This is a genomic window from Thioclava sp. NS-SX20, assembly GCF_057380695.1.
Map to the genome: position 1 here is coordinate 1,889,791 of NZ_CM170816.1, position 24,830 is coordinate 1,914,620.

Sequence of the window (24,830 nt, forward strand, 5' to 3'; positions counted from 1 at the left end):
TCAAAAACCAAGAGCCGATTTTGTTTTTGCTTAGAAATTGGTCAACAACAGCGGCTGGACAGCGCGGACGGAGCCCCCCTCGGGCATAAGCGCCTGCCAGCCTGACCGGCGCTGTTGCGGTAGGAGCGCGGCGTTTGTGGCAGCTCTGTCATGCGTCCTGCTGGCTTGGGCACCCCGCCCTGCCCTCACGGCAATGCCGCGCACTGGCCTTTCCCCATACACTGGCCGGACAAGCAAAAGCCGGAGGTCTCCCCCCGGCTTTCTGCAATACCTGTCGCACAACGGATCAGACCAGATCGTCGCGCAGCTGGCGGGCCATATTGTCGATCACCGCATTGACGAATTTCGGCTCGCGACCATCGGGGAAGAAAGCGCGCGCGACTTCGACGAATTCATTGATCACAACTTTCGGTGGTGTCGCCGGATTGACCAGCTCGGCCCCTGCCGCACGGAACAGCGCCCGCAGAACCGAATCAATCCGGTTCAGCGGCCAGCTCTCCAGAAGCGCCTTATCGGTGGCCTTATCGATCTTGCCCTGCCACATCACCGCATCATCGAGGATGCGGCGGAACAGATCCACATTGCCTTCGGACATCTCGACATCATCGATCACCGCCCCAAAGCGAAAATTCTCGAATTCTGCCCGCACCTTATCAACAGACAGCCCGCCCGCTTCCATCTGGAACAGAGCCTGCACGGCATACAGCCTTGCTGCGGATTTCATACGGCGCTTCTCCTCCAGCGAGGGTTTGCGCGGTTTTTCGGCGGGCATATCTTCGGTCATGCGGTCTGGTTTCCTTCGGCTTCACCGGCAATGCGGAACGACTCGCCTTGCGGGCGGAAGCCGATCCCTTTTGTCCGGTTCGCCCATTTGCGCGATAGAGCCAGCAAATGCAAGGCCGCAGCAGCCGCGCCGCCACCTTTGTTTGACCGCGCGGTGTCGGCGCGGACATCGGCCTGTTCGTAATTTTCCACCGTCAGAATGCCGTTGCCGATCAGGATCCCCTCAAGCCCCATCAACTGGATCGCGCGCGAACTGTCGTTGCAGACCGTCTCATAATGCGTGGTCTCGCCACGGATCACACAGCCAAGAGCGGTGAAACAGTCGTAATCGGCCATCCGGGCGGCCAGCTTGATTGCCGTCGGAATTTCCAGCGCGCCCGGCACTTCGATCACATCGACCACCGCGCCACAGCTTTCGGCCATCTCGCGCGCGCCCCTGACCAGATTATCGGCGATCTCCTTGTAATAAGGGGCCACCACGATCAGCATACGCACGGGCTTGTCGAAGCTTGGCGCAGGAAGGGTGTAATGGGTCTCGGATTCGGCCATCGTCTTGTCCTATCAGTATTTACGCGTCGCGCAGATTTCGAGCCCGTAGCCATCAATCCCGACGACTTTGGGCATGGGGGAATTGGTCAGCAGCTCGACTTTCGACAGGCCGAGGGCTGCCAGAATTTGCGCCCCCAGACCATATTGGCGCAGCGTGCTGGGGCTGTCTTCGCCCACCAGCGGCAATTTCATTCCCGGATCGCGCAGCGCCACAAAGACACCGCGGCCTTCGGCGGCAATCGCCTCCAGAGCGCGCCCGATATCGCCATCGCGTCCCGGCACCAGACCCAGCGCATCGCCCAGCGGGTCCAGCGAATGCATCCGCACCAGCACCGGTGTCCCGCCCGTCAGATCCCCTTTGGACAGCACGATATGTTCCGCGCCCTCCAGATCGTCGGTAAAGACGCGCATCGCCCAATCGCCCCCATGCACCGAGGTCACGGGTTTCTGGGCCGTCTGGGTCACAAGGTTATCGTAACGGCGGCGATAGGCGATCAGATCGGAGATCGTGCCGATCTTGATGCCGTATTTCTGGCCGAAGGCGATCAGGTCGGGAAGGCGGGCCATGGTGCCGTCTTCCTTCATCACCTCGCAGATCACACCGGCCGGGTTCAGCCCCGCCAGACGCGAGACATCGACCACGGCTTCGGTATGGCCTGCCCGCACCAGCACGCCGCCATCACGGGCGCGCAGCGGAAAGACATGGCCCGGCGAGGCAAGATCGGCGCCCGTTTTCATCGGGTCGATCGCCACCGACACGGTGCGCGCACGGTCATGCGCCGAGATCCCGGTCGAGATCCCCTCGCGGGCCTCGATCGAGACGGTAAAGGCGGTTTCCTGACGCGAGCTGTTGGAGGCCGCCATCGACGGCAGCCCCAGCGCATCCACCCGATCCGAGGTCAGCGCAAGGCAGACCAGCCCGCGCCCGTGGGTCGCCATGAAATTGATCGCATCGGGGGTCGCCATCTGCGCAGGAATGCAAAGATCGCCCTCGTTCTCGCGGTCTTCATGGTCGACAAGGATATACATGCGCCCGTTGCGGGCATCCTCGATGATTTCCTCGATGGAAGAGATCGCCTCGCGATAGCTTTCCTCGACGGGGCCCGGAACATCATGGGTGCCGGATTTGTCTACGGGTTTGATCTCGCTCATGCGTTCCACTCCTGCAGGCGCGCGACGTAACGCGCCATCGTATCGATCTCGATATTGATCGGGTCACCGGCTTTGGCCGCGCCCCATGTCGTCACTTCCTTGGTATGCGGAATGATATTCACCCCGAATTCCGCGCCCGACACTTCATTCACCGTCAGCGACGTGCCATTCAGCGTCACCGAGCCTTTCGGCGCGATGAATTTCGCCAGATCATCAGGCGCGCGGAAGGTAAAGCGCGAGCTGTCGCCCTCGTCGCGGATCGACACGATCTCGGCCACGCCATCGACATGGCCCGCCACGATATGGCCGCCCAGCTCGTCGCCCACCTTCAGCGCGCGCTCAAGGTTCAGACGGCGCCCGACATGCCAGGAATTGCGCCCGATATTGGTCTTGGCGACGCTTTCCGCCGAGATCTGCACATCGAACCAGTCCTGCGGATCCTTGCCCTTGGAGATCACGGTCAGGCAGACGCCGTCACAGGCGATGGACGCGCCGATATCCACCGTGTCGACATCGTAAGAGGTGCCGATCCGCGCCCAGAGGTCGCCCTGCTGTTCCAGCGCAAGAACTTCGCCCATATCGGTAATGATCCCGGTGAACATCCTGATCTCCTTTTCGGTCCCCTTTCCCCTAACTTGGCAAGGGGGGCGGTGCAAGAACTGCTGCCGTTACATATGTGCACATCATCTGGGCACAACCGCGCCTTCGGGCGGAATGTCTAAATAATAATCTACAAGCCGCCCGATTTATGACACATATTCACCTTACCCAAGGGAATTGTCGCGATTCTCCGTTGTACCGCCTGTCACCAGTTCCGGACCCGCCCCGCCTATGCCCCTGTTTGACAACCGTCATTTCCTGCTTCTGCAAGGGCCGCACGGCCCCTTCTTCCGCCAGTTGGGCGAGATGCTGGGCCGCGCCGGTGCCACGGTCTGGCGTGTGGGGTTCAACGGCGGGGATGCCGCCTTCTGGAACGATGATGCCCGCTTCATCCCGTGGCAGGGCAAAGCCGAGGACTGGCCCGAAGCGATCTCGGACCTGCTTCTGGAAAAACGGATCACCGATATCGTGCTATATGGCGACACTCGCGCCATCCACGCGCAGGCCATCCTTGCCGCACGGGCGCAGGGCCTGCGTGTGCATGTCTTCGAGGAAGGCTATCTGCGCCCCTATTGGGTCACCTACGAGCGCGGCGGCTCGAACGGGCATTCGCGGCTGATGGACATGGGCGTGGCCGAGATGCGCACAGCCCTTGCTCAATCCGATATCGACTTCCCCGATGCCCCGCCCCGCTGGGGAGATATGCGCCAGCATGTCTTCTATGGCGCGCTCTACCATTTCCTTGTGATGAAGGGGGCGCGACGCTGGCCCAATTTCCGCCCCCATCGCGGGGTCAGCGTGCTGGACGAATTCCGTCTTTATCTGCGCCGCATGACCCGCATGCCCCTACATATGGTGCAGCGCTGGATCGCGACCTCTCAGGTGAAATATGGCGGCTTTCCCTATCACCTCGTTCTGATGCAACTGGAACATGACAGCAGTTTTGTCATGCATTCCCCGTTCAAAAGCCAGACCGAATTTCTGGATCTGGTGATGAGGGGCTTTGCCGAAGGGGCGCCCTCGCACCACCATCTGGTGCTCAAGGCCCATCCGCTGGAAGACGGGCGCGCGCCCATCGAGGCCGCCATCCGCGAGGGCGTTGCCCGCTACGAGCTCAGGGGGCGCGTGCATTTCGTGCGCGGCGGCAAGCTGGCCAATCTTCTGGCGCAGGCGCGCTCTGCCGTTACCGTCAATTCGACCGCAGCGCAGCAGGTGCTCTGGCGGGGATTGCCGCTCAAGGCATTCGGGCGGGCGGTGTTCGACAAACCCGAATTCGTCTCGACCCAGCCCCTGCCCGAATTCTTCGCGACCCCCGCACGCCCCGATACCCGTGCCTATCGCGATTATCGCCACTATCTGCTGGAAACCAGCCAGATTCCGGGCGGGTTCTATTCCGCCAAGGGGCGGCGCACGCTGCTGCGGCAGGTCGTGGACATGATGCTCTCCACCGAAGACCCTTACGACGCCCTGACCTCGGGAACAGCGGCACCACGGCAACAGTTGCGCGTAATCAAGTGACACAACTGGATTTTACTCAGGCTTTCTGCCACGCTGCCCGTCAAAATGCATAACGCATATCTATGAGAAGCATCCCGAAAGAGGAGCTCGAGCAGTGACGACGAATTTTTCCAAAGCCACGCGTGTGCTGGTTCTGTCTGCGTTGGTCTTCAGCGTGGCCGCCTGCGCTTTGCCGCGCTCGGGCCCGAACAAGCGTGAAATCTTTGCAGGCTCGGTCATGCGCAAGGGCGATGCCTTCATCGTCTCGGTCAATGACCATGTTGCCCGCGCAACCGCCGTCCAGCCGGCTCTGGGATTCTCCTCGAGCTTCCGCAACGCTGGCGTTCTGGGGTCGGATACCATCAATGCCGGCGATACGCTCTCGCTGACCATCTGGGAAAACGTCGATGACGGGCTTCTGGTCCAGCAAGGCACCAACGCCACCCAGCTCACCGAGGTACAGGTGGATGGCGCAGGCTATATTTTCGTGCCCTATGCAGGCCGCATCAAGGCTGCGGGGAACACCCCCGACGGGCTGCGCCGCCTGATCACCGAAAAGCTGGATGCCCAGACCCCCGATCCGCAGGTGGCCGTGTCACGGGTGGCAGGCGACGGGTCGACCGTGTCGCTGACCGGTGCCATTGGCGGTCAGGGTGTCTATGCGATCGAACGCCCGACCCGCACGCTTTCGGCCATGATTGCCCGCGCCGGTGGTGTGTCGATCAACCCCGATATCGCCAAAATCACCGTCACGCGCAAAAACGGCCAGAGCGGCACTGTCTGGCTGTCGGATCTTTACGACAATCCACAGATGGATATCGCGCTGCGCAATGGCGACAAGATCCTTGTGGAACAGGACACCCGCGCCTTTACCGCACTTGGCGCCACCGGCACGCAGGCCCGCGTGCCCTTCGAAACCAAGACCCTTTCCGCGCTTGAGGCGATTGCCACCGTCGGAGGCCTGCAGACGCAGACCGCCGACCCGACCGGTGTCTTCGTGTTCCGCAACGAACCGCAAGAGATCGCCCGCGCCGTGCTGGGCCGCGATGACCTCGTGGGGGATCAGCGTATGGTCTATGTGCTCAACCTGACCGAGCCCAACGGCATGTTCATGGCGCGCGATTTCGCCATCCGTGACGGCGATACCGTCTATGTGACCGAAGCGCCCTATGTCCAATGGTCGAAAACGCTTTCGGCGCTGACAGGGTCGCTGGGTCCGGTCAATACGATCAGCAATCTGGCCAATTAATGCCGCTGTCTGACGCAGAGGATATGGCCGCCGGGGTGCCCCGGCGGCTTTTCTTTTATAACGGCGGCTTTCTGCGTCAGCCGCGTCTGCGCCACATTCTGAAGGCGGCAGGCCATAGCCTGCATCTGGGCCTGCCCCGCGCCGAAGACGGGGTCGTGGTCTGGGGGCGCTCGCCCTATGCAAATCGCGGCGAGGCTATCGCCGCGCGAACCGGCGCAACGCTGATCCGGCTGGAAGATGCGTTTTTGCGTTCGGTCCGCACGGGGCGCGCAGGAGAAGCCCCCTTGGGGCTGATCATCGACCCTGTCGGGGTGCATTTCGATGGCGCGCGCCCCTCGCGGATCGAAAGACTGCTGCAGAAAGCCGCTCTGGATGACGGGGCGCTTCTGGCACGGGCACGGCAGGGGATTGCCCGCCTCAAGGCGCTCGACCTCTCGAAATACAACGATTTCGACATCGCATTGCCGCCCCCCGCTCCGGGCTATGTGCTGGTCATCGACCAGACGCGGGGCGATGCCTCGATCACGCATGGCGCGGCCTCCGCCCGCACCTTCCGCGAAATGCTGGCCGTGGCGCGGATCGAAAACCCCAAGGCCCGCATCCTGATCAAGACCCACCCCGAAACCCGCGCAGGCTTCAGGGCGGGGCATTACAGCGCCGCAGATGGCGATGCCCTGACCGAGATTGTCACCGCCCCCCATTCCCCTTGGGCGCTGCTGGAGGGGGCGATCGCGGTCTATACCGTGTCGTCCCTGATGGGCTACGAGGCCATTCTTGCAGGGCACCGCCCCCGCGTTTTCGGCCAGCCTTTCTATGCCGGATGGGGACTGAGCCAAGACGAGGCCCCGCCTCCACGGCGCGAGCGCCGCCTGACACGCGCCCAGATCTTTGCCGTCTCGCATCTGCTTGCGCCCACATGGTTCGACCCCTGCCGCGCGCGCCTGTGCAGCTTCGAAGAGGCGGTGGACCAGCTTGCCGCCCAGACCCGCGCCTATCGCGAGGACGGCCACGGCTATGCGATGACCGGCATGAGCCGCTGGAAACACAAACACCTGCGCCGCTTCTATGGCGGATACGGGCCGGTGCGCTTTGGCTCAGGCGCGGGCTCAGGCTCAGGCGCGGGCCAGCCTGTCCATTGGGCCAGCAAACCCGACCGCCCGACCGGCGCGTGGCGGATGGAGGACGGCTTTTTACGCTCGCGCGGTTTGGGGGCCAAGCTGACGCCCCCCCTGTCTCTGGTGACGGATCGGCAGGGGATCTATTATGACCCGACCACCCCTTCCGATCTGGAAGCACTGATCGCGCAACCGCTGCCGGATCACGACCGGCTGCGCATCGAGCGGCTGCTGCGCGACATCCGCAAGGCGCGGCTGTCGAAATACAATCTTGCAGGCACCGCCCCCGCCCTGCCGCGCGGCCATCGCATCCTTGTGCCCGGTCAGGTCGAGGATGATGCCTCGATCCGCATGGGCAGCCCCGAAACCGGCAGCAATCTGGCCCTGCTTACCCGCGCCCGTGCCGAAAATCCGGATGCCGTGATCATCTATAAGCCACATCCCGATGTCGAGGCGGGATTGCGCAAAGGCAGCGTGCCCGCCGATGATCTGGCGCGGCTGGCCGATCTGGTGTGCCAAAAGACCGACGGGATTGCGCTGATCGAGGCCTGTGACGAAGTCTGGACCATGACTTCGCTGATGGGGTTCGAGGCCCTTCTGCGCGGCAAGCCTGTGACCTGTCTGGGGATGCCCTTCTATGCGGGCTGGGGCCTGACCCGCGATCTGATGCCACAGCCCCCACGCCGTCAGGCACGGCCCGACCTGTGGCAACTGGCCCATGCGGCGCTGATTGCCTATCCGCGTTATATGGACCCGCTGACCGGCCTGCCCTGCCCGCCCGAAATCGCGGTAGAGCGGCTGGCCCAGCCTCTGCGCACAGGGCTTTCCCTTCGCCTCCTGTCGAGGCTGCAGGATCTTGCGAAACCGGTCCGCCGTTAATCGCGCCGCCAGCGATGCAGCACATCGCCGCCGATCTCGCGCTGAGAGACAAGCCGGTAGCGCGGTGCCCCAGCCAACTGCGCGATCCCCATTGGACCGATCGCGGCACGGCCATCGCCGCCCAGAACCATCCCAGCCGTAAAGCCGATCAGCTCGTCCACCAGCCCCGCGCGCATCAGCGCGGCGGCAAAGCGCCCGCCCCCCTCGCAGAAGACCCGCGTCAGCCCAGCCGCCCCGAGCGCCTGCAAAAGCGCATGCGGGTCCATCCCGCCTTCGGCAAGCGGCACCTGGAACAGATTGGCCCCGCGCCCCTGCCAATAGGCGCGCGCCTGTTCAGGGGCCTGCGGCCCATGTGCCAGCCACAGGGGCGCCTGATCCAGCGAACCGGCCAATCGGGCGCGCGGCAGGTCCAGCCGCGAGGCTGCAACCACCCGCACGGGTTGCTGAACGGGCGTGAAATTGCGCACGGTCAAAAGCGGATCATCGGCGCGGGCCGTCTCTCCCCCGACCATGACCGCATCGAACTCGGCGCGCAGCGCATGCACATGGGCACGCGCCTGCGCCGAGGTGATCCATTGGCTCTGCCCGTTGGACAGGGCGATCCGGCCATCGAAGGACGTGGCCAGCTTCAAGGCCAGCCAAGGCCGCCCATGTTCGATCCGTGACAGAAAACCGGATTGTAGCGCCCGCGCTTCGGGCTCCAATGTGCCTTCCGTGACAGCAATCCCCGCCGCCCGCAGCATCGCATGGCCGCGTCCGGCAACCCGCGGATCGGGGTCTGTCTGCGCCGAGACCACCCGCGCCACACCGGCCTCGATCAGGGCCAGCGAACAGGGGGAGGTCTTGCCATAATGCGAGCAGGGTTCCAGCGTGACATAGGCCGTAGCCCCTCGGGCCGCCGCGCCTGCCTGCGCCAATGCGCGGCGCTCGGCATGGGGGCGGCCTCCCGGCTGGGTCCAGCCCCGACCGACAATGACGCCCCCCTTGACCAGCACGCAGCCCACCGCAGGGTTGGGCCATGTATTGCCAAGACCCCGCCGCGCAAGCGACAGGGCCAACCGCATGAATCGTTCGTCAGGCTGCATCAGTCCGACGCGCCGGGGCGCAGTTCCGATACGAACTTGTCGAAATCATCCGCTTCCTGAAAATTCTTGTATACACTGGCAAAGCGGACATAGCCCACCGTGTCGATACGGGCGAGCGCTTCCATGACAATCTCGCCGATTGTCTTGGAGGGGATATCCGTCTCGCCCATGCTTTCCAGCCGCCGCACAATACCCGAGATCATCTGGTCAAGGCGTTCCGGCTCGACCGGACGTTTCTGCATGGCGATCCGGATGGAACGCTCCAGCTTGTCACGGTCGAAATCCTCACGCTTGCCGGAGGTCTTCACCACCACCAAATCGCGCAACTGGACCCGCTCATAGGTCGTAAATCGTCCGCCACATGCGGGACAAAAACGCCTGCGCCGGATCGCGACATGATCTTCGGCCGGACGCGAGTCCTTCACCTGGGTATCAACATTTCCGCAAAACGGGCAGCGCATCGCGTCCCCCTTTTCCTGTAAAATCCGCCTCTATGGGGTCTCATGCCCCACTTATCCACAAGACTATAGGCGAGACGCGAATCATTGGGTAGCCATAAAGTGCGTCTACCAAATACGGGAAGACGGAACCTGTGGCCGATCCGACTCAGCGCAGCATTGCGAAGACATGGCGGCTATGGGGCTGGTCGCGATGTTCAAAGAGGTAAATCCCCTGCCACGTGCCCAGCACCATCCGCCCCGCGACCACGGGGATCTGCAAGGAAACAGGCAGCAGCGCCGCCTTCACATGGGCGGGCATATCGTCGGGGCCTTCATAGGTATGGACCATCCAGGACTGGCTGGGATGGGTTGTGGGCGGCACCAGCCTGTTGAAAAACCCGTGCAGATCGGTCTGCACATCGGGGTCGACATTCTCCTGAATGACAAGACTGGCCGAGGTATGACGGACAAACAGCGTCAGCACGGCCTCATCGGGCGCGTCCTCCTCGACCCATTCGGCCACGTCGCGGGTAAATTCGTATAGCCCCTGCCCCCTCGTGCCGATCCGGAATTCGCGTGTACTCATTGGCAGAACCACCCTCCTGCGCCCAAATGCCAGCCGTCCGGCGCATGGCAATACCCTTTTGCAATCAGCGCCTCGCCGATCGCGGAAAAATCGGCTTCGGGCGTACCGGCACAGTCCAGTCGCGCAAGCGGCTGCCCCCCGCGTGACACATCCACGCCCGCTCCCCGCGCCAGCCGGACCTCATCCCCTTGGACAGCGCGCTCGACGAAATCGAAAACACTGTAATCGACGCCCTTATTGGTCAGGGTCACCTGCTCCCAGATGGTCGCGCCGACACCGGGCCAGGGCTGATAGGTGACCTCTTCGACCGGACGGGTCAGCACCAGATCGGGGGCGGCCTGCGGCCCGTAACGATAGGTCAGCACCCCGCCCTCCAGCGTGAGCGACAGCTGCGCCGCCTTCCCCTCGATCCGGCAATTCAGCAGGTTTTGCGCGGCCAGGGGCTGCGCCAGCATTCCGGCCACCAGCAGGGCCAGCATAGGCCCCCGCCGCCCGCGAACTGTCACCGCTTAGCCCGAAACCGGACGCGCCGCACTGCGATCACGCGCCGAAATCGCAAGACATTCGGGGTTGATATCCATGATCTTGCGCTCTTTTGCCCAAGCCGCATCCAAAGCCGCCGCATCCAGACCTGTCTGGCGCGTGGCCAGCGGGGTCTTGGTGCCATTGCCGATGCCGTTCACAAGATTATAGGTGCCATCCTTGGCATCTTCGACATACAGAAAACAGGTGCCAGCCTGATCCATCGAAGGCCCGGTCGGGCGGGTCGCAAATACCGGATGCCCGTTTTCATCCACCACGCAGGCAGAGAGCACGAGCAGACCGAGCAAAGACATAATCTTGCGGGACATATTCACCTCGAAGCTATAATGGTTCCGGCATAGCAAGACCGGAGGCCAAGGGGAAGCCTTAGCCCGCACATCCGCTCAGCCCGTATAGGCCCGCCGCGCCGTTGCAATCTGCACCTCATGCGCCTGCGCCCATTCGATCAGCCCCAGAAGCGGCGGCAGCAATGACTGGCCCATCGCGGTCAGCGCGTATTCCACACTGGGCGGCTTGGTCGGAAAGACCGTGCGCCGGATCAGCCCGTCGCGCTCCAGATCCCGCAGGCTCTGGGTCAGCATCCGCTTCGAGATATCCGGCAGCGCCTTTGACACCTGCGAGAACCGGCGGGGGCCGGAGGCCAGCTCCAGCACGATCAGCGTGGTCCATTTCGCCGCCAGATGGTCCAGCACATGGCGCACCGGACAATCGGCCAGATCACGCCCCTGAGGATCGAACAGCCGTTCTTGCAGCATGGGGTTCCCTTCCTGTTACCTTGTACCGAAAACCTGCCTCCTTCACAGCGCAGGAAAAGGTCTCTATCCGAGACCTATACTCTTGTTGCAACCGAAGGGAAAGATAATGCGCTATATGATCACCGGTGCCTCGGGGCAGTTGGGCACACATGTTCTGGCCGCCTTGTCGGCGCGCATCCCGAAAGCCGACATCACCGCGCTGGTGCGCCGCGAGGATGCGGCCTCGGCGCTGGCGGCACAGGGCTACCACACCGCCATTGCCTCTTATGACGATGTCGACGCGCTCACCAAGGCATTTGACGGGATCGACCGGCTGTTGCTGATCTCGGGGTCCGAAGTTGGCCAGCGCGCCCGCCAGCATGGCAATGTGGTCGCTGCGGCCAAAGCGGCAGGCGTGGGCTTTGTTGCCTATACCTCGCTGCTGCAGGCCCATCGCTCGCCCATGCTGCTTGCCGCCGAGCATAAGGCCACCGAAGAGGCACTGGCGGCCTCGGGTGTGCCGTATGCCCTGCTGCGCAATGGCTGGTATTCGGAGAACATGCTGGCGGGGCTGGACCATGCGCTTGCCAATGGCACCATGATCGGGGCCTCCGGCACAGGCCGCTATGCCTCTGCGCCGCGCCACGATTACGCCGAGGCCGCCGCAATCGTGCTTGCAGGCGGCGACCATGCAGGCAAGATCTACGAACTGGCCGGCGATGCAAGCTATACCGGCGCGGAACTGGCCGGAATGATCGCGCAGGCCTCCGGCAAACCTGTGACCTATATCGACCTGCCCCCCACCGAGTATAAGGCCGCGCTTGTGGGCGCAGGCATTCCGGACGGCTTTGCCGACGTGCTGGTCGACAGCTCTGTACGTGCGGGCGAAGGCTGGCTCGACGACCGCTCGAAGGATCTGTCGCGCCTGCTGGGCCACCCGACCGAACCGATGGCCGTCACAGTCCGCAATGCGCTATAATTACGCATGAAGGAGGGAGGGGCCATGCGCCCCTCCTGCACATCCGGTCAATCATGCGTTGAAATATGCGGGCTCTTCGGGAATAGTCAAAGCACCTATTTCAGACGTTTCATTTGACATATCGCCCGCAGCGAGACCGGAGGACATCGCCATGAAGCCCGCCCTGACTGCCGAAAAAGCCGCAGCCCTTGTCCCTGACGGGGCCACTGTAATGATCGGGGGGTTCATGGGCGTGGGCACACCGCGCCGCCTGATCGATGCCCTTGTGGCAGCCGGTGTCAAGGACCTCACCGTGATCGCCAATGACACCGCCCGCCCCGATGACGGTATTGGCCGGCTGATCACGGCCCGCGCGATCAGCAAGGCGATTGTCTCGCATATCGGGCTGAACCCCGAGACCCAAGCCCAGATGATCGCGGGCGAGATCGAGGTCGAGCTGGTGCCGCAGGGCACTCTGGTCGAACGTATCCGCGCCGCGGGCGTAGGCTTGGGCGGCGTGCTGACGCCTACGGGCGTGGGCACCAAGATCGCCGAGGGCAAAGAGGTCCTGACCATCGACGGCAAGGCGTTCCTGCTGGAAAAGCCGCTGGCGGCGGATTTTGCCCTGATTGCCGCGCATGAGGCCGATTATGTCGGCAATCTCACCTATTCGATGACCGCGCATAACTTCAATCCGGTCATGGCGATGGCCGCCACTACGGTGATCGCCGAGCCGGGGCTGATCGTGCCTGTGGGCGCGATCCCGCCCGATGGGGTCAAGACCCCGGGCGTATTGGTCGACCACCTGCTGGAAAGGCTGCACTGATGGATGCCAAGGAACTGATCGCCCGCCGTGTCGCACAGGAAATCCAGCCCGGATCGCTGGTCAATCTGGGCATCGGGCTGCCGTCGCTGGTGGCAAGCTATGTGCCGCAGGAAATGAATGTGTTCTTTCAGGCCGAAAACGGCGTGATCGGCCTTGGCTCGCGTCCGCCAGACGGGATGGAAGACCCCGATCTGACCGATGCGGGGGGCGGCTTTGTGACCGCCGTGCCGGGGGCGGCCTCGATTGACAGCGCAATGAGCTTCGGACTGATCCGTGGCGGCCATCTGGATGTGACCGTGCTGGGCGGGCTGCAGGTGGATGCGCGCGGCTATCTGGCCAACTGGATGGTGCCCGGCAAGCGCATCCCCGGCATGGGCGGGGCGATGGATCTGGTGGCGGGGGCCAAACGGGTCATCGTCGCCATGCAGCATTCTGCCAAGGGCGAGGCCAAGATCGTGACCGAATGCACCCTGCCCCTGACGGCGGAACGTCGTGTCAGCCTGATTGTCACCGAACTCGCGGTGATTGCGCCACAGGAAAACGGCCTGCATCTGCTGGAACGCGCCCCCGGCGTCAGTGTGGCCGAGATCGAAGCCCAGACCGAGGCCCCGCTGATCCATGCAGGCGAAGTGCCGGAGATGCACCTCCGGCCGTAGCCCCCCCCCGATCCAGCAGCCGTGATGCCCCTGCCACTGGACCTTCCTTGCGAGATCTGGGGGAATCTCCCCTATGGTGAAAAGGGCCCGATGACGGATCACGCGCTTGCTGAGAGCAGCAGCAGGGCCGGAGGCTCCGGACCTGTACCCCAATGCCGATTTCGCGGACCTCCAGCCAATGGCAACCGCCAAACCCGTGGCCGAATGCCGCCTTGCGGCTGGTGCCCCGAGCCGCGCGATCAAGCCTGCGCTTCCCCGACCTGTAACGGGACGCCCGCGGCTTTTTCGGGTCGCCGCCACAAATGCTGCCATAAACGCCCCGCACCTGCTGCCTAGCCCGTAATATTGAACCCGCCATCAATATAATGCAGCCCGCCCGTCAGATTGGCGGCCTCGCGGCTTGCCAGAAAGGCGGCAAACGCCCCGCAATCCTCGATGGTGGCCAGCTGATGGGTGGGCGCACGGGCGCTGGCGGCCTCCATCATCTCGTCGAAATGGGCAATGCCGGAGGCTGCGCGGGTTTTCAGCGGCCCGGGCGACAGCGCATGCACGCGAATGGCCTTCGGCCCCAGTTCTGCCGCCATATAGCGTGTCGCGGATTCCAGCGCCGACTTGACCGGCCCCATGATATTGTAATCCCGCACGACCTTCTCGGCGCCGTAAAAGCTGACGGTCATACAGGTGCCGCCCCCTTCCATCAGCGGCTCGGCACGGCGGACCAGCTCTATGAAGCTGCCCACCGAGATATCCATCGCCTGCGCCAATCCGCTGCGGGAACAGTCGGTGACCCGCCCATGCAGATCCTCTTTGGGACAGAAGGCGATAGAATGCACAAGCGTATCAAGCCGCCCCCATTGTTGCGTGATCTGCGCAAACAGCGCCTCGATCTGATCCGGCATCCCGACATCCAGCGGTGCAATCAGTTCGGCCCCGAGCGCCTGCGCCAGAGGCCGAACATAGGGCTCAGCCTTGGCGTTGAGATAGGTTATCGCCAGATCGGCACCCTGCGCCCGCAGCGCCTGCGCGCAGCCATAGGCGATCGAGGTCTCGTTGGCGACCCCGACAACCAGCGCCTTCTGCCCCTTCAATGAAAACATGGTCTGCTCCCGTGGTGGCATGTCCTGAAATTGGATCGCAAACGCCGCAGCCTCTGCCCTGAAACATCGTAAAACCAAACCCGATAGGATGACCGTATCATGCCCGAAGTCGCGAAAAATGCCACTCCGTTTTTGCTGCATTGCAGAAAATCCGAGCGGATCAGGCAAAAGCGGGGCGCAGATCCTCGACCATAGCCGAGCGGATCAGATCCAGCACGGGCGGCTCCACATCATAGCGGCGCAGGTGGATGCGGTAGGGGCGCGGCGCAAACCACCAGCTGAGTTTCAGCGCAGGCGTGGCGGCGGTGATCGACATCACATGCTGGCGCAGCGCACCGCGCAGATTGCGGCTACAGGCCCCCACGTGCAGCACCTGCGACCCGCTGCCGGTGGGCTGCAGGATCTTCAACCGGTGGCGGTTCTGCGGCGTCAGGTTCTGGCGGTAGCGGGTGAAGGCCTCGGCGGTCTCGGCAGGGTCACCCAGATCCTCGATCAGATAGATCACCCCGCATTCCCACGGGAAGCGCGCATCCAGGTCCTCGCCCCAATGGGCATTTTCCAACACGACCTCTTCGCTAAAATGCGCCGCGCGCGCAGCTTCCACCACGCGCGCGATACGATCTAGCGGGCCATCAATCGTTTCAGGCCACATAGCTTACTGGTCGAGGAAGGACCGCAGCTTGCGCGAGCGCGACGGATGCTTGAGCTTGCGCAGCGCCTTCGCCTCGATCTGCCGGATACGTTCGCGGGTCACCGAGAACTGCTGGCCCACTTCTTCCAGCGTATGGTCGGTGTTCATACCGATGCCAAAGCGCATCCGCAGAACCCGTTCCTCGCGCGGGGTAAGCGAGGCCAGAACCCGCGTGGTGGTTTCCTTGAGGTTTTCCTGAATGGCGCTGTCCAAGGGCAGCACGGCATTCTTGTCCTCGATGAAATCGCCCAGCTGGCTGTCTTCCTCGTCCCCGATCGGGGTTTCCAGAGAAATCGGCTCCTTGGCGATTTTCATCACCTTGCGGACTTTCTCCAGCGGCATCTGCAGCTTTTCGGCCAGTTCTTCCGGCGTCGGCTCGCGGCCGATCTCGTGCAGCATCTGGCGACCGGTGCGGACCAGCTTGTTGATCGTTTCGATCATATGGACCGGAATACGGATGGTGCGCGCCTGATCCGCGATCGAGCGGGTGATCGCCTGACGGATCCACCATGTCGCATAGGTCGAGAACTTGTAGCCGCGGCGGTATTCGAACTTATCCACAGCCTTCATCAGACCGATATTCCCCTCTTGGATAAGATCGAGGAATTGCAGACCACGGTTGGTGTATTTCTTGGCAATCGAGATCACCAGACGCAGGTTCGCCTCGACCATCTCCTTCTTGGCGGCACGCGCCTCTTTCTCGCCCTTTTGCACCTGATTCACGATGCGGCGGAACTCGGTGATATCCACACCGATATAGGTCCCGATCTGGGCCATATCGCCACGCAGCTCTTCGACCTTGTCGCGGTATTTCTCCATCAGGGTCTGCCAGCCACGACCGGGCTTGGCGGCCATCGCATCGACCCAAGTCGGGTCAAGCTCGTATCCGCGATAGGATTCGATGAATTCGCGGCGGTTGATACGGGCCTGATCGGCCAGTTTCACCATCGCGGAGTCGGTCGACATGATACGGCGGTTGATGCCGTAAAGCTGGTCGATCAGCGCCTCGATCCGGTTGTTATGCAGATGCAGCGAATTCACCAGTTCGACGATCTCGGAACGCTTCTTCTGATAGGCCGCCTCGTCAGAGACCGAGAAAGTGCCATCCTCGTTCAGCGTGGCCGACATCCGCATATCCTGCATCTCGGCCAGATCGTCATAAAGCAGCGCAATGGATTCGAGCGTTTCGAGGACACGCGGCTTCAGCGTCGCTTCCATAGCGGCAAGCGACATGTTCGGCGCGTCATCATCATCCTCGTCATCCGAGTCGATCGGATTGCCGTCGGCATCGAATTCCTGCGATTTCTCGGTCTGGCGCGGCTGCTCTTCGCCCATCGTGCCGACCACGGGCTCGTCATCCTCGCCCTCTTCATCAAGCGAGCGCCCGAAAGTCGCATCAAGGTCGATCACGTCGCGCAGAAGAATATCTTCTTCCAGAAGTTCGTCCCGCCAGATGGTGATCGCCTGGAAGGTCAGCGGGCTTTCGCACAGCCCCGCGATCATCGTGTTGCGGCCTGCCTCGATGCGCTTGGCAATCGCGATCTCGCCTTCGCGCGACAGCAGTTCGACCGACCCCATCTCGCGCAGATACATCCGCACGGGGTCATCGGTGCGGTCCAGCGTCTCGCCCGAACCGGAGGACAGCGCAACCTCGCGCGAGCCGCCACCGGTCGTGGCCAGCGCACCGCCCGACGAGCTGTTATTATCGTCAGAGCCGTCTTCATCGGCCTCTTCATCCTCGATCACATTGATCCCCATCTCGGAGAGCATCGACATGACGTCTTCGATCTGGTCACCCGATACCTGATCGGGCGGCATGACCGCATTCAGCTGGTCATAGGTAATGTAACCTTTTTCCTTGGCCTCGGCGATCATGCGTTTGACCGCCGTCTTCGACATGTCGAAGGACGTACCATCGTCGCTGGCGGTATTAGGCTTGTTATCGTCGATGTCTTTGGCGGCCATGGGCGCTCCTTGATCGGCTTGGGCTGTAGCACGGCTAGGGCGGGAACGAATCATATCCCGCTGTTTTATCGAATCATTGAACCGAATCACAGAGGGGTGAATCGATCATATTCAGGGCGTTGCATCACGGCGTCATTTTTTCTTCCGCCATATCTCTTGATCGATCACCGATTGCAAATAGGCGGAGAGGGCTGCCCTGTCCTCCCCCATATCACTCGTATCGTCCAGCTTGGATCGCGACGCCTTCTGTCTTTGTCGCGTTGCTTGGCTCAAACGCCATGTGAGCCCTTCATCGGCGGCGCCCTCCAAGTCTTCCATCGCATCTTCCACCTCGGCGCGTACAGCACGGTCTGCATCCAGTTTGGCCAGTTCTTCGGCCAAGCACATACGCGCAAGTGCCGTATCTGTCACCTTTACAACAGGTGGTGCGCTTCGGAGATGGGGCAATCTCATCATTTTTTCAAGATAGTCTCCCATCTGATTTTGCAAGAGCCGTGCCATCTCTTCGGCCCCTGCCCCCAGATTTCGCAGCATCAGATTGCGCAAACGGTCGTGATCGGGATCCGCCAGCGGCGCATTTTCCAACTGCGCCTCGAACTCCGCCACCAGCGCGGGATGCGACACGCAGATCGCCAGCACCATCGCGGCACGCAGACGCTCGGCCACGGCAGCATCCTGCGCCACGGCCAGCATGGAATTGCGGGTCTGCTCCAGCGGCAATGCGGGCAGTTTTCCCCAAGCCCCGCGCCCCTGTGGATAACTCCGGCGGAAGTTACCCCCAGAGCCCTGTTGGTAAGCCTGTGGATAATTCCCACGCGAGGCCCCGCCGCCACCCTCGTCGCGGCCGCGGCCCATTCCGAAAAGAGCCAGACGTTTTTCCCTGATCTCCTCGCCATAATGCGCGCGGATCGAGGGGTCCCTGATCTGCGAGATCGCGGCGCGCAGCTCTTTATCCAGAGCCGCCTTGCGCTCGGGGCTGTCAAAGACCCTGCCCTCGATCGCGCGGTTCCACATCAGGTCAATCATCGGACGGGCGGTCTCGAGCACCTCGGCCATCGCCTCACGCCCTTTGGCCTTAATCAGGTCATCGGGGTCCTGCCCCTCTGGCATGATCGCGATACGCAGCCCCTTGCCCGCCTCCAGAAGCGGCAAGGCAAGGTCGATCACCCGATGCGCGGCCCGAATGCCCGCCGTATCGCCGTCAAGCGCGATCACCGGCTCGTCATGGATACGCCATAGCAGTTGCAGCTGATGTTCGGTCACCGCTGTGCCCAAAGGGGCCACCGCGCCGCCAAAGCCTGCCTCGACCAGCGCGATCACGTCCATATAGCCTTCACAGACCACCAAGCGCGCACCTTTGCCGCAGGCTTCGCGCGCAGGTCCGTGGTTGTAAAGCGAGCGCCCTTTGTCGAAGAGCTCGGTCTCGGGCGAGTTCAGATATTTCGCATTATCATTAGGATCCATCGCCCGCCCGCCAAAAGCGATGCAGCGCCCGCGCGGATCGCGGATGGGATAGATGATGCGGTTGCGGAAGACGTCATAGGGCTGTTTGCCCTTGGTCGACGCCTTGGCCAGCCCAGCGCCCAAGATCAGATCCTCGGCAATCCCTTTGGCCCGCAGCGTATCCCAAAGCCCCTGCCAGCCATCCGGCGCAAAACCGATCTCGAAGCGCGCCTGCGCGGCGGGGTCGAGCTTGCGCTTGGCCAGATAGTCGCGCGCGGCCTGCCCTGCCTGCGTATTCAGCATCAGGCGATAATATTTGACGGCCTCATCCATGACCTTGGCCAGCTCGGTGCGACGGTCCGACTTTTCCTGTGCACGCGGATCTCGGGCAGGCATCTGCATGCCTGCCTCCCGCGCCAGAATTTCGACGGCCTCCATGAACCCGACATTCTCGGTTTCACGCACGAAAGTAACAGCATCCCCTTTGGCATGGCAACCAAAGCAGTAATAATATCCCTTGCGGTCATCTACATGGAAAGACGCGGATTTTTCCTGATGGAAGGGGCAAGGGGCCCACATGTCACCCTTGGCCTGATTGGACTTGCGATTGTCCCACATGACCTTGCGCCCGACCACCTGAGTGATCGAGATGCGCGTACGCAGTTCATCAAGGAATCCGGGTGGCAAGCTCATACAGAGTATATCGGCCCAGTTTGCGCCCCTGTCCAGAGGGGCAGCCCCCCTGTCCACGCAAAAAAATGTTTGCGACACGCAATGGATTTTCACGGAAGGATGATTCGCCACCCGATGCCGCGTTCCCCTGCAAGCGGTTACAAATTATAGAAAATCCTAAACACTATCATGGCAAAATTCGCCCAATCGCAATCATTTCAGGCCATCTTTTCCATACGCACCAATCCCGCCCGAGAATTGCCCCAATTTCGCCGCAGCTTAAAGATTAAGAACTTGTGAATGTTTGCTGCTGACCGGCAGTCCCTGTTCCAGTTTCCGGAGTTTGCTTATGGCCCATCGCCGCCCCTGTCTGACCGGTCTCGCCCGTCGGAGCCTGCGGCGGCCCCTGCGCCTGCATCACGATGAAACCGGCGCCATCCTCCCCATGACCATCGTGCTGCTGACCGTGCTGCTGGTGCTGTCCGGCGTCGCACTGGATTTCATGCGGTTCGAGGCACGGCGCACGGAAATTCTGGCCGCTCTCGACCGCGCCTCTCTGGCGGCGGCCTCGCTCAGCCAGGATCTGGATCCGAAACTGGTGGTCGAGGACTATCTCAAGAAGGCCGGACTTGACGGGCTGGACACCACCGTCACCGTTGAACAGGGCACATGGGGCGAATGGCGTCAGGTCCGTATCGATGCGGTCGATACGATGGATACCAGCTTCATGGGCAAGCTCAGCCAGATCGGCATCAAGACGCTATCCACCCATATTTCAAGCCAAGCCACCGAGGCGATTGGCAATGTCGAAGTCTCGATGGTGCTGGACGTCTCCGGGTCTATGGGCACTTCGGTGGGCCGGAACACCACCCGTATCTCGGCCTTGCGCAGCAGCGCCTCGACCTTTGTCGACCTGATGTTCACCAAGGTTCAGCCGGCCTCCGCTCCAGCGGGCAGGCTCTCGATTTCGATCATCCCCTATAACCAGCAAGTGGTGCTGGGCAGCACGCTTGCCGACGAGTTCAACCTCTCGACCGACCAGACCCAGACCACCTGTGGCGATGTTTTCCTGCTGCCCAGCTCCAGCATCGCCATCAGCCCCACCACGCCCATCCAGCGCACGATGTATGGCGACAGTTTCGATTACACGCGCCAATATAACGACGACCGGTATATCAGCGACGAAATCAGCGTCCTGAACTGCCCGCAAAACAGCTATGCCACCGTGCTGCCATTCTCGAATTCGCAAACGGCCATCAAGAACAAGATCTCCGGCTTGCAGGCTGGTGGCGATACGGCAATCGATGTCGGGGCCCGTTGGGGGCTGGCGCTGCTGGACCCTGCCGCCAAACCCATTGTCAACAGCCTGATCAACAAGGGCGCGGTCAGCTCCGACCTGTCCGCCCGCCCCTACGCGTATGATCTGACAGGGTCGAAGGCCTCGAATGACCGCGCGATCAAGGTGATGGTGCTGATGACCGATGGCCAGAATACCGGCTCTTACAGTATCAAATCGGCCTATCGCTCCGGCGGATCTTTCTTCTATTCCACCGCGTCCTCGACCGCCTTCGGCACGGACCAGAACTCCTATAACGCGCTCTTTGCCAATATGACCGCGATCGACGCCAATCTCTATTACCGGTATTCCGACCGTTACTGGTATTACAAATACGGCTCGCAATGGTATCGCAAATCGGGCTCTCCCTATAGCGGCCAGTGGTCGGCCACCAATAGCCCCGGCACCTTGCGCCAGATTGCATGGAGCACCGTCTGGAGCCGGAACAGCGTGCCGCATGAATATGTCATCAAGACATTCATGAAACCGCTCTACGATGCGCTGGGGGCCAATAAATCGAGCAAGGAGATCTACGAACTCTTCTCGGAGCAATCTGAACGGGCCGCGACCTACAGCAATATCACCGATGACCAGCATGAAAAGGATGCCGCCCTTGATGCGGTCTGCACGGCGGCCAAGGCCAATGACATCCTGATCTATACACTCGCGGTCGATGCGCCCTCGGACGGGGCCGCAGTGCTGAAATCCTGCTCTTCGGGGGACGGGTTCTATTACGACATCACCTCGGACGAGCTGACCAATGCCTTCTCGAAGATCGCCGCCTCGATCAACTCGCTCCGGCTGACAAACTAGAAACCGCAAGGCGCGTCATGACCTCTTTCCTACGCAAGTTCTTTCGTGACGATACCGGTGCCGGAACGGTGGCGGCGGTCATCATGCTGCCCTTTTTCCTGATCTTCGTGGTCGCTGCGGCCCAGATCTTCGTCTTGCAGAGCAAGCAGACCATGCTTGATCGCGGGCTGGAAATCACCGCGCGTAACCTCAGGCTGCAAACCTATGGCACCCTTTTTCCGACGCAGAACCAGATCAAAAGCAATATGTGCCGCAATATCGGCTTTATCAAAAACTGCATGAACCAGCTGACCATCGAGATGGTGGCTGTAGACCGCAGCACATGGACCGCGCCGAACTGGAACAGACAGGCCCTTTGCCACGACTATAGTGACGGCAAGGCCCTTGATGCGGAACCCGTGCTGCAAAAAGGCACGGATAACCAGATCATGCTGATGCGCGCCTGCCTGAAAGTGCCCGCCCTTGTCAGCGACACGATCATGTCCGCCTCTGCCGCAGGCCTGCTGCGATGGGCAATGCTGGCCAAGGATGATGACGGCGAACTCAATCTCATCTCGACCACCGTCTTTGCCAACGAACCGATCCAGCAATGACCCCTCTGCGCCTGTCCCTGCACAAGATGCACCGCGATGAAGACGGCTCGATCCCGATCGAAGCGATCTTCGCCTATCTGATCCTGACCGTGTGGATCTTTCTGGCCTTCCAGTTCTACGACGCCTTCCGCAAAAAAGGCGAGGTATCGCGTGCCGCCTATGCCGTGGCCGATATTCTGTCGCGCGAACGTTCGGCCATCGGCCCCAGCTATCTGGCCGGCATGAAGAAGGTCTATGATTTCGCCGCCCGCAAAAGCTTCGACGGGCAGACCATGATGCGGGTCACCCTGATCGAATGCCACACAACCGCCCAGGATACGGACAACTGCGACGGGGTCACGAAAAAAGCCACCCTGATCGGCTCGTATCCTGTGCCTGCCACGGGCGGGCTGAAAGCGCAAACACAGGCCTCACTGGATAACGAGGCCGACCGCATCCCGATCATGGGAGCGGGCGATACGGCGGTGATCGTGGAAACACTCTACCGCTACCGTCCTCCGTTCAATATCGGCAATCTCACACTGTTATTGCCGGGCGGCAATGGCAGCTCGGATGCCGTAAAGGTCGGCATGGCACAAACCAAAGACGGCATTCCAATCGGCAATTTCGTCGTGACCCGACGTCGTGGCACCCCCATCCAGTGGGACCCGTCCTCCTGACGCCTGCGCGCCCCAGCCCCTCCCCCAAGGCCACAGGCCGCGCAGATCGCCGGAGGCCATGCAAACGGGCTGGTCAAGCAATCCGCGCCTGCCTATGGTCTGCCCTGCCCCGTCGAAAGGAGAATCGATGCGACATCTGCCCTGCCTCGCTCTGGTCCCGTTGCTTTGCGCGACGCTTGCAGCTTGTGGCGGCGGCCCGATGATGGAAGGCGGATACCCCGAACTTCTGCCGCTCGATCAACTTCTTAACGACACAAGCGAACCGGATTACGCGGGCACCAGCACGCTGGAGTCCCGCGCCGCCGCCCTGCGCGCCAAGGCCGCAGCCCTGCGCGCAGAACCCACAGACGGCACGTCGCAGGGCACCAATTAAGCGCCCCCTGCGCCAAAGCCTCCCCGCCGCCTGCGCCAACCGGATGCCCCAGAACCGGATGCGCGTTGCACCAAGGGGGATTTCCGGCTAACAGACCACAACTCAGACCAATCCCGATGAGGTATCTCATGTCCGCACAACGCTCGACCGGCCCCGCTCTTCGTCTAGGCATTGCCGGCCTTGGCACAGTGGGCATCGGCGTGGTCAAAATCGTCCAGCGCCATGCAGACCTGCTGGCCGCCCGCACCGGCCGCAAGGTGGAAATCACCGCCGTCTGCGCAAGAGACCGCAACAAGAACCGCGATGCGGATCTGTCCGGCTATGCATGGGAGAGCGACGCCGTCGATCTGGCCAAGCGCGAGGATATCGATGTCTTCGTCGAATTGATGGGCGGCCATGAAGGCGTGGCCAAAGATGCCACCGAGGCCGCGCTGGCCAGCGGCAAGGATGTCGTGACCGCCAACAAATCCCTGCTGGCCCATCACGGTCAGGCGCTGGCCGAGATGGCCGAAAGCCTTGGCCGCGTGATCCGTTTCGAGGCCGCGGTGGCGGGTGGCATTCCCTGTATCAAGGCCCTGACCGAAAGCATGGCAGGCAACCAGATCCGCCGTGTGATGGGCGTCATGAACGGCACCTGCAACTACATCCTGACGCGGATGGAAGACGCGGGCCTGCCCTATGCGACCGTTTTCGAAGAGGCGCGCCAGCTGGGCTATCTGGAAGCCGATCCCAACCTTGATGTCGGGGGCATCGATGCGGGCCATAAACTGTCGCTGCTGGCCTCGATCGCCTTCGGCACAAAAGTCGCTTTCCATGATGTGCAACTGGAAGGCATCGGTCGCATCTCTATCGACGACATCCGTCGCGCGGGGGACATGGGCTATAAGATCAAGTTGTTGGGCGTGGCGCAAATGACCGGTCGCGGGCTGGAACAGCGGATGACCCCCTGCCTTGTGCCCGCGACCTCGCCCTTGGGGCAACTGAGCGGTGGCACCAATATGGTTGTCGTCGAAGGCGATAGCGTCGGCCAGATCGTGCTGCGCGGGGCGGGTGCGGGCGAAGGCCCAACCGCCAGCGCCGTCATGGGCGATGTCGCCGATATCGCGCGGGGCCTGCGCCTGTCCACCTTCGGCATTCCGGCCTCGCAACTGACCGAGGCCACCGCAGCGGTCGCCACCGCGCCCGCCTCCTATTATCTGCGCATCAACCTGTCCGACAAACCCGGCGCACTGGCCAAGGTTGCGCAGGCTCTGGGCAATGCAGGCATCTCGATTTCGCGGATGCGTCAATATGGCCATGCCGACAGCGCCGCTCCGGTGCTGATTGTCACCCATAAGACCACCAGCGATGCAATCGAGCACGCCATCGCCACCTTCCCGCAAACCGGCGTGGTTCAGGGCGACCCCGTGGCGCTGCGTATCGAAGATCTCTGAAAGACATCCTCTAAAACAGGGCGTAACAAGGGCGGGGCGATCCCGCCCTTTTGCGTCCCCCCCTGCGCAAGTCTCCTGCGCCCAGTTTCCTGCGCCCAGTCTC

Annotated in this window: 25 protein-coding genes; 11 read left to right on the forward strand and 14 right to left on the reverse strand. The window is 62.2% G+C overall.

Annotation, left to right across the window (positions count from 1 at the left end):
* Positions 1–286: 286 nt before the first annotated feature.
* Genes nusB through AC2ISB_RS09145 form a run of 4 tightly spaced genes read right to left on the reverse strand, consistent with a single transcriptional unit; the run spans position 287 to position 3,086 of the window.
* A complete protein-coding gene (gene nusB / locus AC2ISB_RS09130; RefSeq protein WP_339107906.1) occupies positions 287–784 on the reverse strand; it encodes a transcription antitermination factor NusB in 498 nt (165 codons plus the stop codon).
* A complete protein-coding gene (locus tag AC2ISB_RS09135; protein ID WP_339107907.1) occupies positions 781–1,332 on the reverse strand; it encodes a 6,7-dimethyl-8-ribityllumazine synthase in 552 nt (183 codons plus the stop codon). The genes nusB and AC2ISB_RS09135 overlap by 4 nt, the downstream gene beginning before the upstream one ends.
* A gap of 12 nt (positions 1,333–1,344) precedes the next feature.
* Positions 1,345–2,484: a 3,4-dihydroxy-2-butanone-4-phosphate synthase gene (ribB, locus tag AC2ISB_RS09140; protein ID WP_406721139.1), complete on the reverse strand. Its 1,140-nt coding sequence runs from the start codon at positions 2,482–2,484 to the stop codon at positions 1,345–1,347.
* On the reverse strand, positions 2,481–3,086 hold the full coding sequence (locus tag AC2ISB_RS09145) for a riboflavin synthase (RefSeq protein WP_339107909.1): 606 nt from the start codon (positions 3,084–3,086) through the stop codon (positions 2,481–2,483). The genes ribB and AC2ISB_RS09145 overlap by 4 nt, the downstream gene beginning before the upstream one ends.
* Positions 3,087–3,315: 229 nt before the next feature.
* Between AC2ISB_RS09145 and AC2ISB_RS09150 the strand changes: the two genes are divergently transcribed.
* The 3 genes from AC2ISB_RS09150 (at position 3,316) to AC2ISB_RS09160 (ending at position 7,824) form a co-directional block, all read left to right on the forward strand.
* Entirely contained in the window at positions 3,316–4,602 is a 1,287-nt protein-coding gene (locus tag AC2ISB_RS09150) for a capsule biosynthesis protein (protein ID WP_486574770.1), read from the forward strand.
* A gap of 94 nt (positions 4,603–4,696) precedes the next feature.
* A complete protein-coding gene (locus tag AC2ISB_RS09155; RefSeq protein ID WP_339107911.1) occupies positions 4,697–5,830 on the forward strand; it encodes a polysaccharide biosynthesis/export family protein in 1,134 nt (377 codons plus the stop codon).
* Positions 5,830–7,824 carry a capsular polysaccharide biosynthesis protein gene (locus AC2ISB_RS09160; protein ID WP_486574771.1) on the forward strand — a complete coding sequence of 665 codons (1,995 nt, stop codon included), beginning with the start codon at positions 5,830–5,832 and terminating at the stop codon, positions 7,822–7,824. The genes AC2ISB_RS09155 and AC2ISB_RS09160 overlap by 1 nt, the downstream gene beginning before the upstream one ends.
* Here the strand turns inward: AC2ISB_RS09160 and ribD are convergent.
* The 6 genes from ribD to AC2ISB_RS09190 all read right to left on the reverse strand — a co-directional run bounded on the left by ribD (position 7,821) and on the right by AC2ISB_RS09190 (position 11,233).
* Positions 7,821–8,909 (reverse strand): bifunctional diaminohydroxyphosphoribosylaminopyrimidine deaminase/5-amino-6-(5-phosphoribosylamino)uracil reductase RibD, encoded by a 1,089-nt coding sequence (ribD, locus tag AC2ISB_RS09165; RefSeq protein ID WP_486574772.1) that lies wholly within the window; start codon positions 8,907–8,909, stop codon positions 7,821–7,823. The two genes, AC2ISB_RS09160 and ribD, sit on opposite strands and share 4 nt — an antisense overlap.
* The gene (gene nrdR, locus AC2ISB_RS09170) at positions 8,909–9,370 is read right to left on the reverse strand and encodes a transcriptional regulator NrdR (protein WP_486574773.1); all 462 of its coding nucleotides are present in this window, start codon (positions 9,368–9,370) and stop codon (positions 8,909–8,911) included. Before nrdR ends, ribD begins: the two co-directional genes overlap by 1 nt.
* 145 nt (positions 9,371–9,515) lie before the next feature.
* Positions 9,516–9,935: a secondary thiamine-phosphate synthase enzyme YjbQ gene (locus AC2ISB_RS09175; RefSeq protein WP_486574774.1), complete on the reverse strand. Its 420-nt coding sequence runs from the start codon at positions 9,933–9,935 to the stop codon at positions 9,516–9,518.
* On the reverse strand, positions 9,932–10,414 hold the full coding sequence (locus AC2ISB_RS09180) for a hypothetical protein (RefSeq protein ID WP_486574775.1): 483 nt from the start codon (positions 10,412–10,414) through the stop codon (positions 9,932–9,934). The genes AC2ISB_RS09175 and AC2ISB_RS09180 overlap by 4 nt, the downstream gene beginning before the upstream one ends.
* Positions 10,415–10,444: 30 nt before the next feature.
* Positions 10,445–10,786, reverse strand: a complete 342-nt coding sequence (locus AC2ISB_RS09185) for a hypothetical protein (RefSeq protein ID WP_339107917.1) — start codon at positions 10,784–10,786, stop codon at positions 10,445–10,447.
* Between the two features lie 75 nt (positions 10,787–10,861).
* Positions 10,862–11,233, reverse strand: coding sequence for a winged helix-turn-helix transcriptional regulator (locus tag AC2ISB_RS09190; protein WP_339107918.1), 372 nt, complete (start codon positions 11,231–11,233; stop codon positions 10,862–10,864).
* A gap of 106 nt (positions 11,234–11,339) precedes the next feature.
* Between AC2ISB_RS09190 and AC2ISB_RS09195 the strand changes: the two genes are divergently transcribed.
* The 3 genes from AC2ISB_RS09195 (at position 11,340) to AC2ISB_RS09205 (ending at position 13,652) form a co-directional block, all read left to right on the forward strand.
* A complete protein-coding gene (locus AC2ISB_RS09195; RefSeq protein ID WP_486574776.1) occupies positions 11,340–12,191 on the forward strand; it encodes an SDR family oxidoreductase in 852 nt (283 codons plus the stop codon).
* Between the two features lie 151 nt (positions 12,192–12,342).
* Complete coding sequence (locus AC2ISB_RS09200) at positions 12,343–12,996, forward strand: 3-oxoacid CoA-transferase subunit A (protein ID WP_406721147.1); 654 nt, start codon at positions 12,343–12,345, stop codon at positions 12,994–12,996.
* A complete protein-coding gene (locus AC2ISB_RS09205) occupies positions 12,996–13,652 on the forward strand; it encodes a 3-oxoacid CoA-transferase subunit B (protein WP_406721148.1) in 657 nt (218 codons plus the stop codon). The genes AC2ISB_RS09200 and AC2ISB_RS09205 overlap by 1 nt, the downstream gene beginning before the upstream one ends.
* A 332-nt stretch (positions 13,653–13,984) precedes the next feature.
* Here AC2ISB_RS09205 and fabI read toward each other — a convergent pair whose 3' ends face one another.
* The 4 genes from fabI to dnaG form a co-directional block, all read right to left on the reverse strand.
* On the reverse strand, positions 13,985–14,749 hold the full coding sequence (gene fabI, locus AC2ISB_RS09210; RefSeq protein WP_406721149.1) for an enoyl-ACP reductase FabI: 765 nt from the start codon (positions 14,747–14,749) through the stop codon (positions 13,985–13,987).
* A 160-nt stretch (positions 14,750–14,909) separates the two neighbouring features.
* On the reverse strand, positions 14,910–15,401 hold the full coding sequence (locus AC2ISB_RS09215) for a hypothetical protein (protein WP_486574777.1): 492 nt from the start codon (positions 15,399–15,401) through the stop codon (positions 14,910–14,912).
* Between the two features lie 3 nt (positions 15,402–15,404).
* Complete coding sequence (rpoD, locus tag AC2ISB_RS09220; protein ID WP_339107924.1) at positions 15,405–17,405, reverse strand: RNA polymerase sigma factor RpoD; 2,001 nt, start codon at positions 17,403–17,405, stop codon at positions 15,405–15,407.
* A 132-nt stretch (positions 17,406–17,537) separates the two neighbouring features.
* Complete coding sequence (gene dnaG / locus AC2ISB_RS09225) at positions 17,538–19,541, reverse strand: DNA primase (RefSeq protein WP_486574778.1); 2,004 nt, start codon at positions 19,539–19,541, stop codon at positions 17,538–17,540.
* A gap of 328 nt (positions 19,542–19,869) precedes the next feature.
* Here dnaG and AC2ISB_RS09230 point away from each other — a divergent pair, with 328 nt between their 5' ends.
* From AC2ISB_RS09230 to AC2ISB_RS09250, 5 genes are all read left to right on the forward strand, one after another.
* Entirely contained in the window at positions 19,870–21,669 is a 1,800-nt protein-coding gene (locus AC2ISB_RS09230) for a pilus assembly protein TadG-related protein (RefSeq protein WP_406721153.1), read from the forward strand.
* 17 nt (positions 21,670–21,686) lie between these two features.
* On the forward strand, positions 21,687–22,262 hold the full coding sequence (locus AC2ISB_RS09235; RefSeq protein ID WP_339107927.1) for a TadE/TadG family type IV pilus assembly protein: 576 nt from the start codon (positions 21,687–21,689) through the stop codon (positions 22,260–22,262).
* Complete coding sequence (locus AC2ISB_RS09240) at positions 22,259–22,921, forward strand: TadE/TadG family type IV pilus assembly protein (RefSeq protein ID WP_339107928.1); 663 nt, start codon at positions 22,259–22,261, stop codon at positions 22,919–22,921. Before AC2ISB_RS09235 ends, AC2ISB_RS09240 begins: the two co-directional genes overlap by 4 nt.
* Before the next feature lie 127 nt (positions 22,922–23,048).
* A complete protein-coding gene (locus AC2ISB_RS09245; protein ID WP_339107929.1) occupies positions 23,049–23,294 on the forward strand; it encodes a hypothetical protein in 246 nt (81 codons plus the stop codon).
* Between the two features lie 128 nt (positions 23,295–23,422).
* Positions 23,423–24,727 carry a homoserine dehydrogenase gene (locus AC2ISB_RS09250; protein ID WP_406721155.1) on the forward strand — a complete coding sequence of 435 codons (1,305 nt, stop codon included), beginning with the start codon at positions 23,423–23,425 and terminating at the stop codon, positions 24,725–24,727.
* Positions 24,728–24,830: the final 103 nt, after the last annotated feature.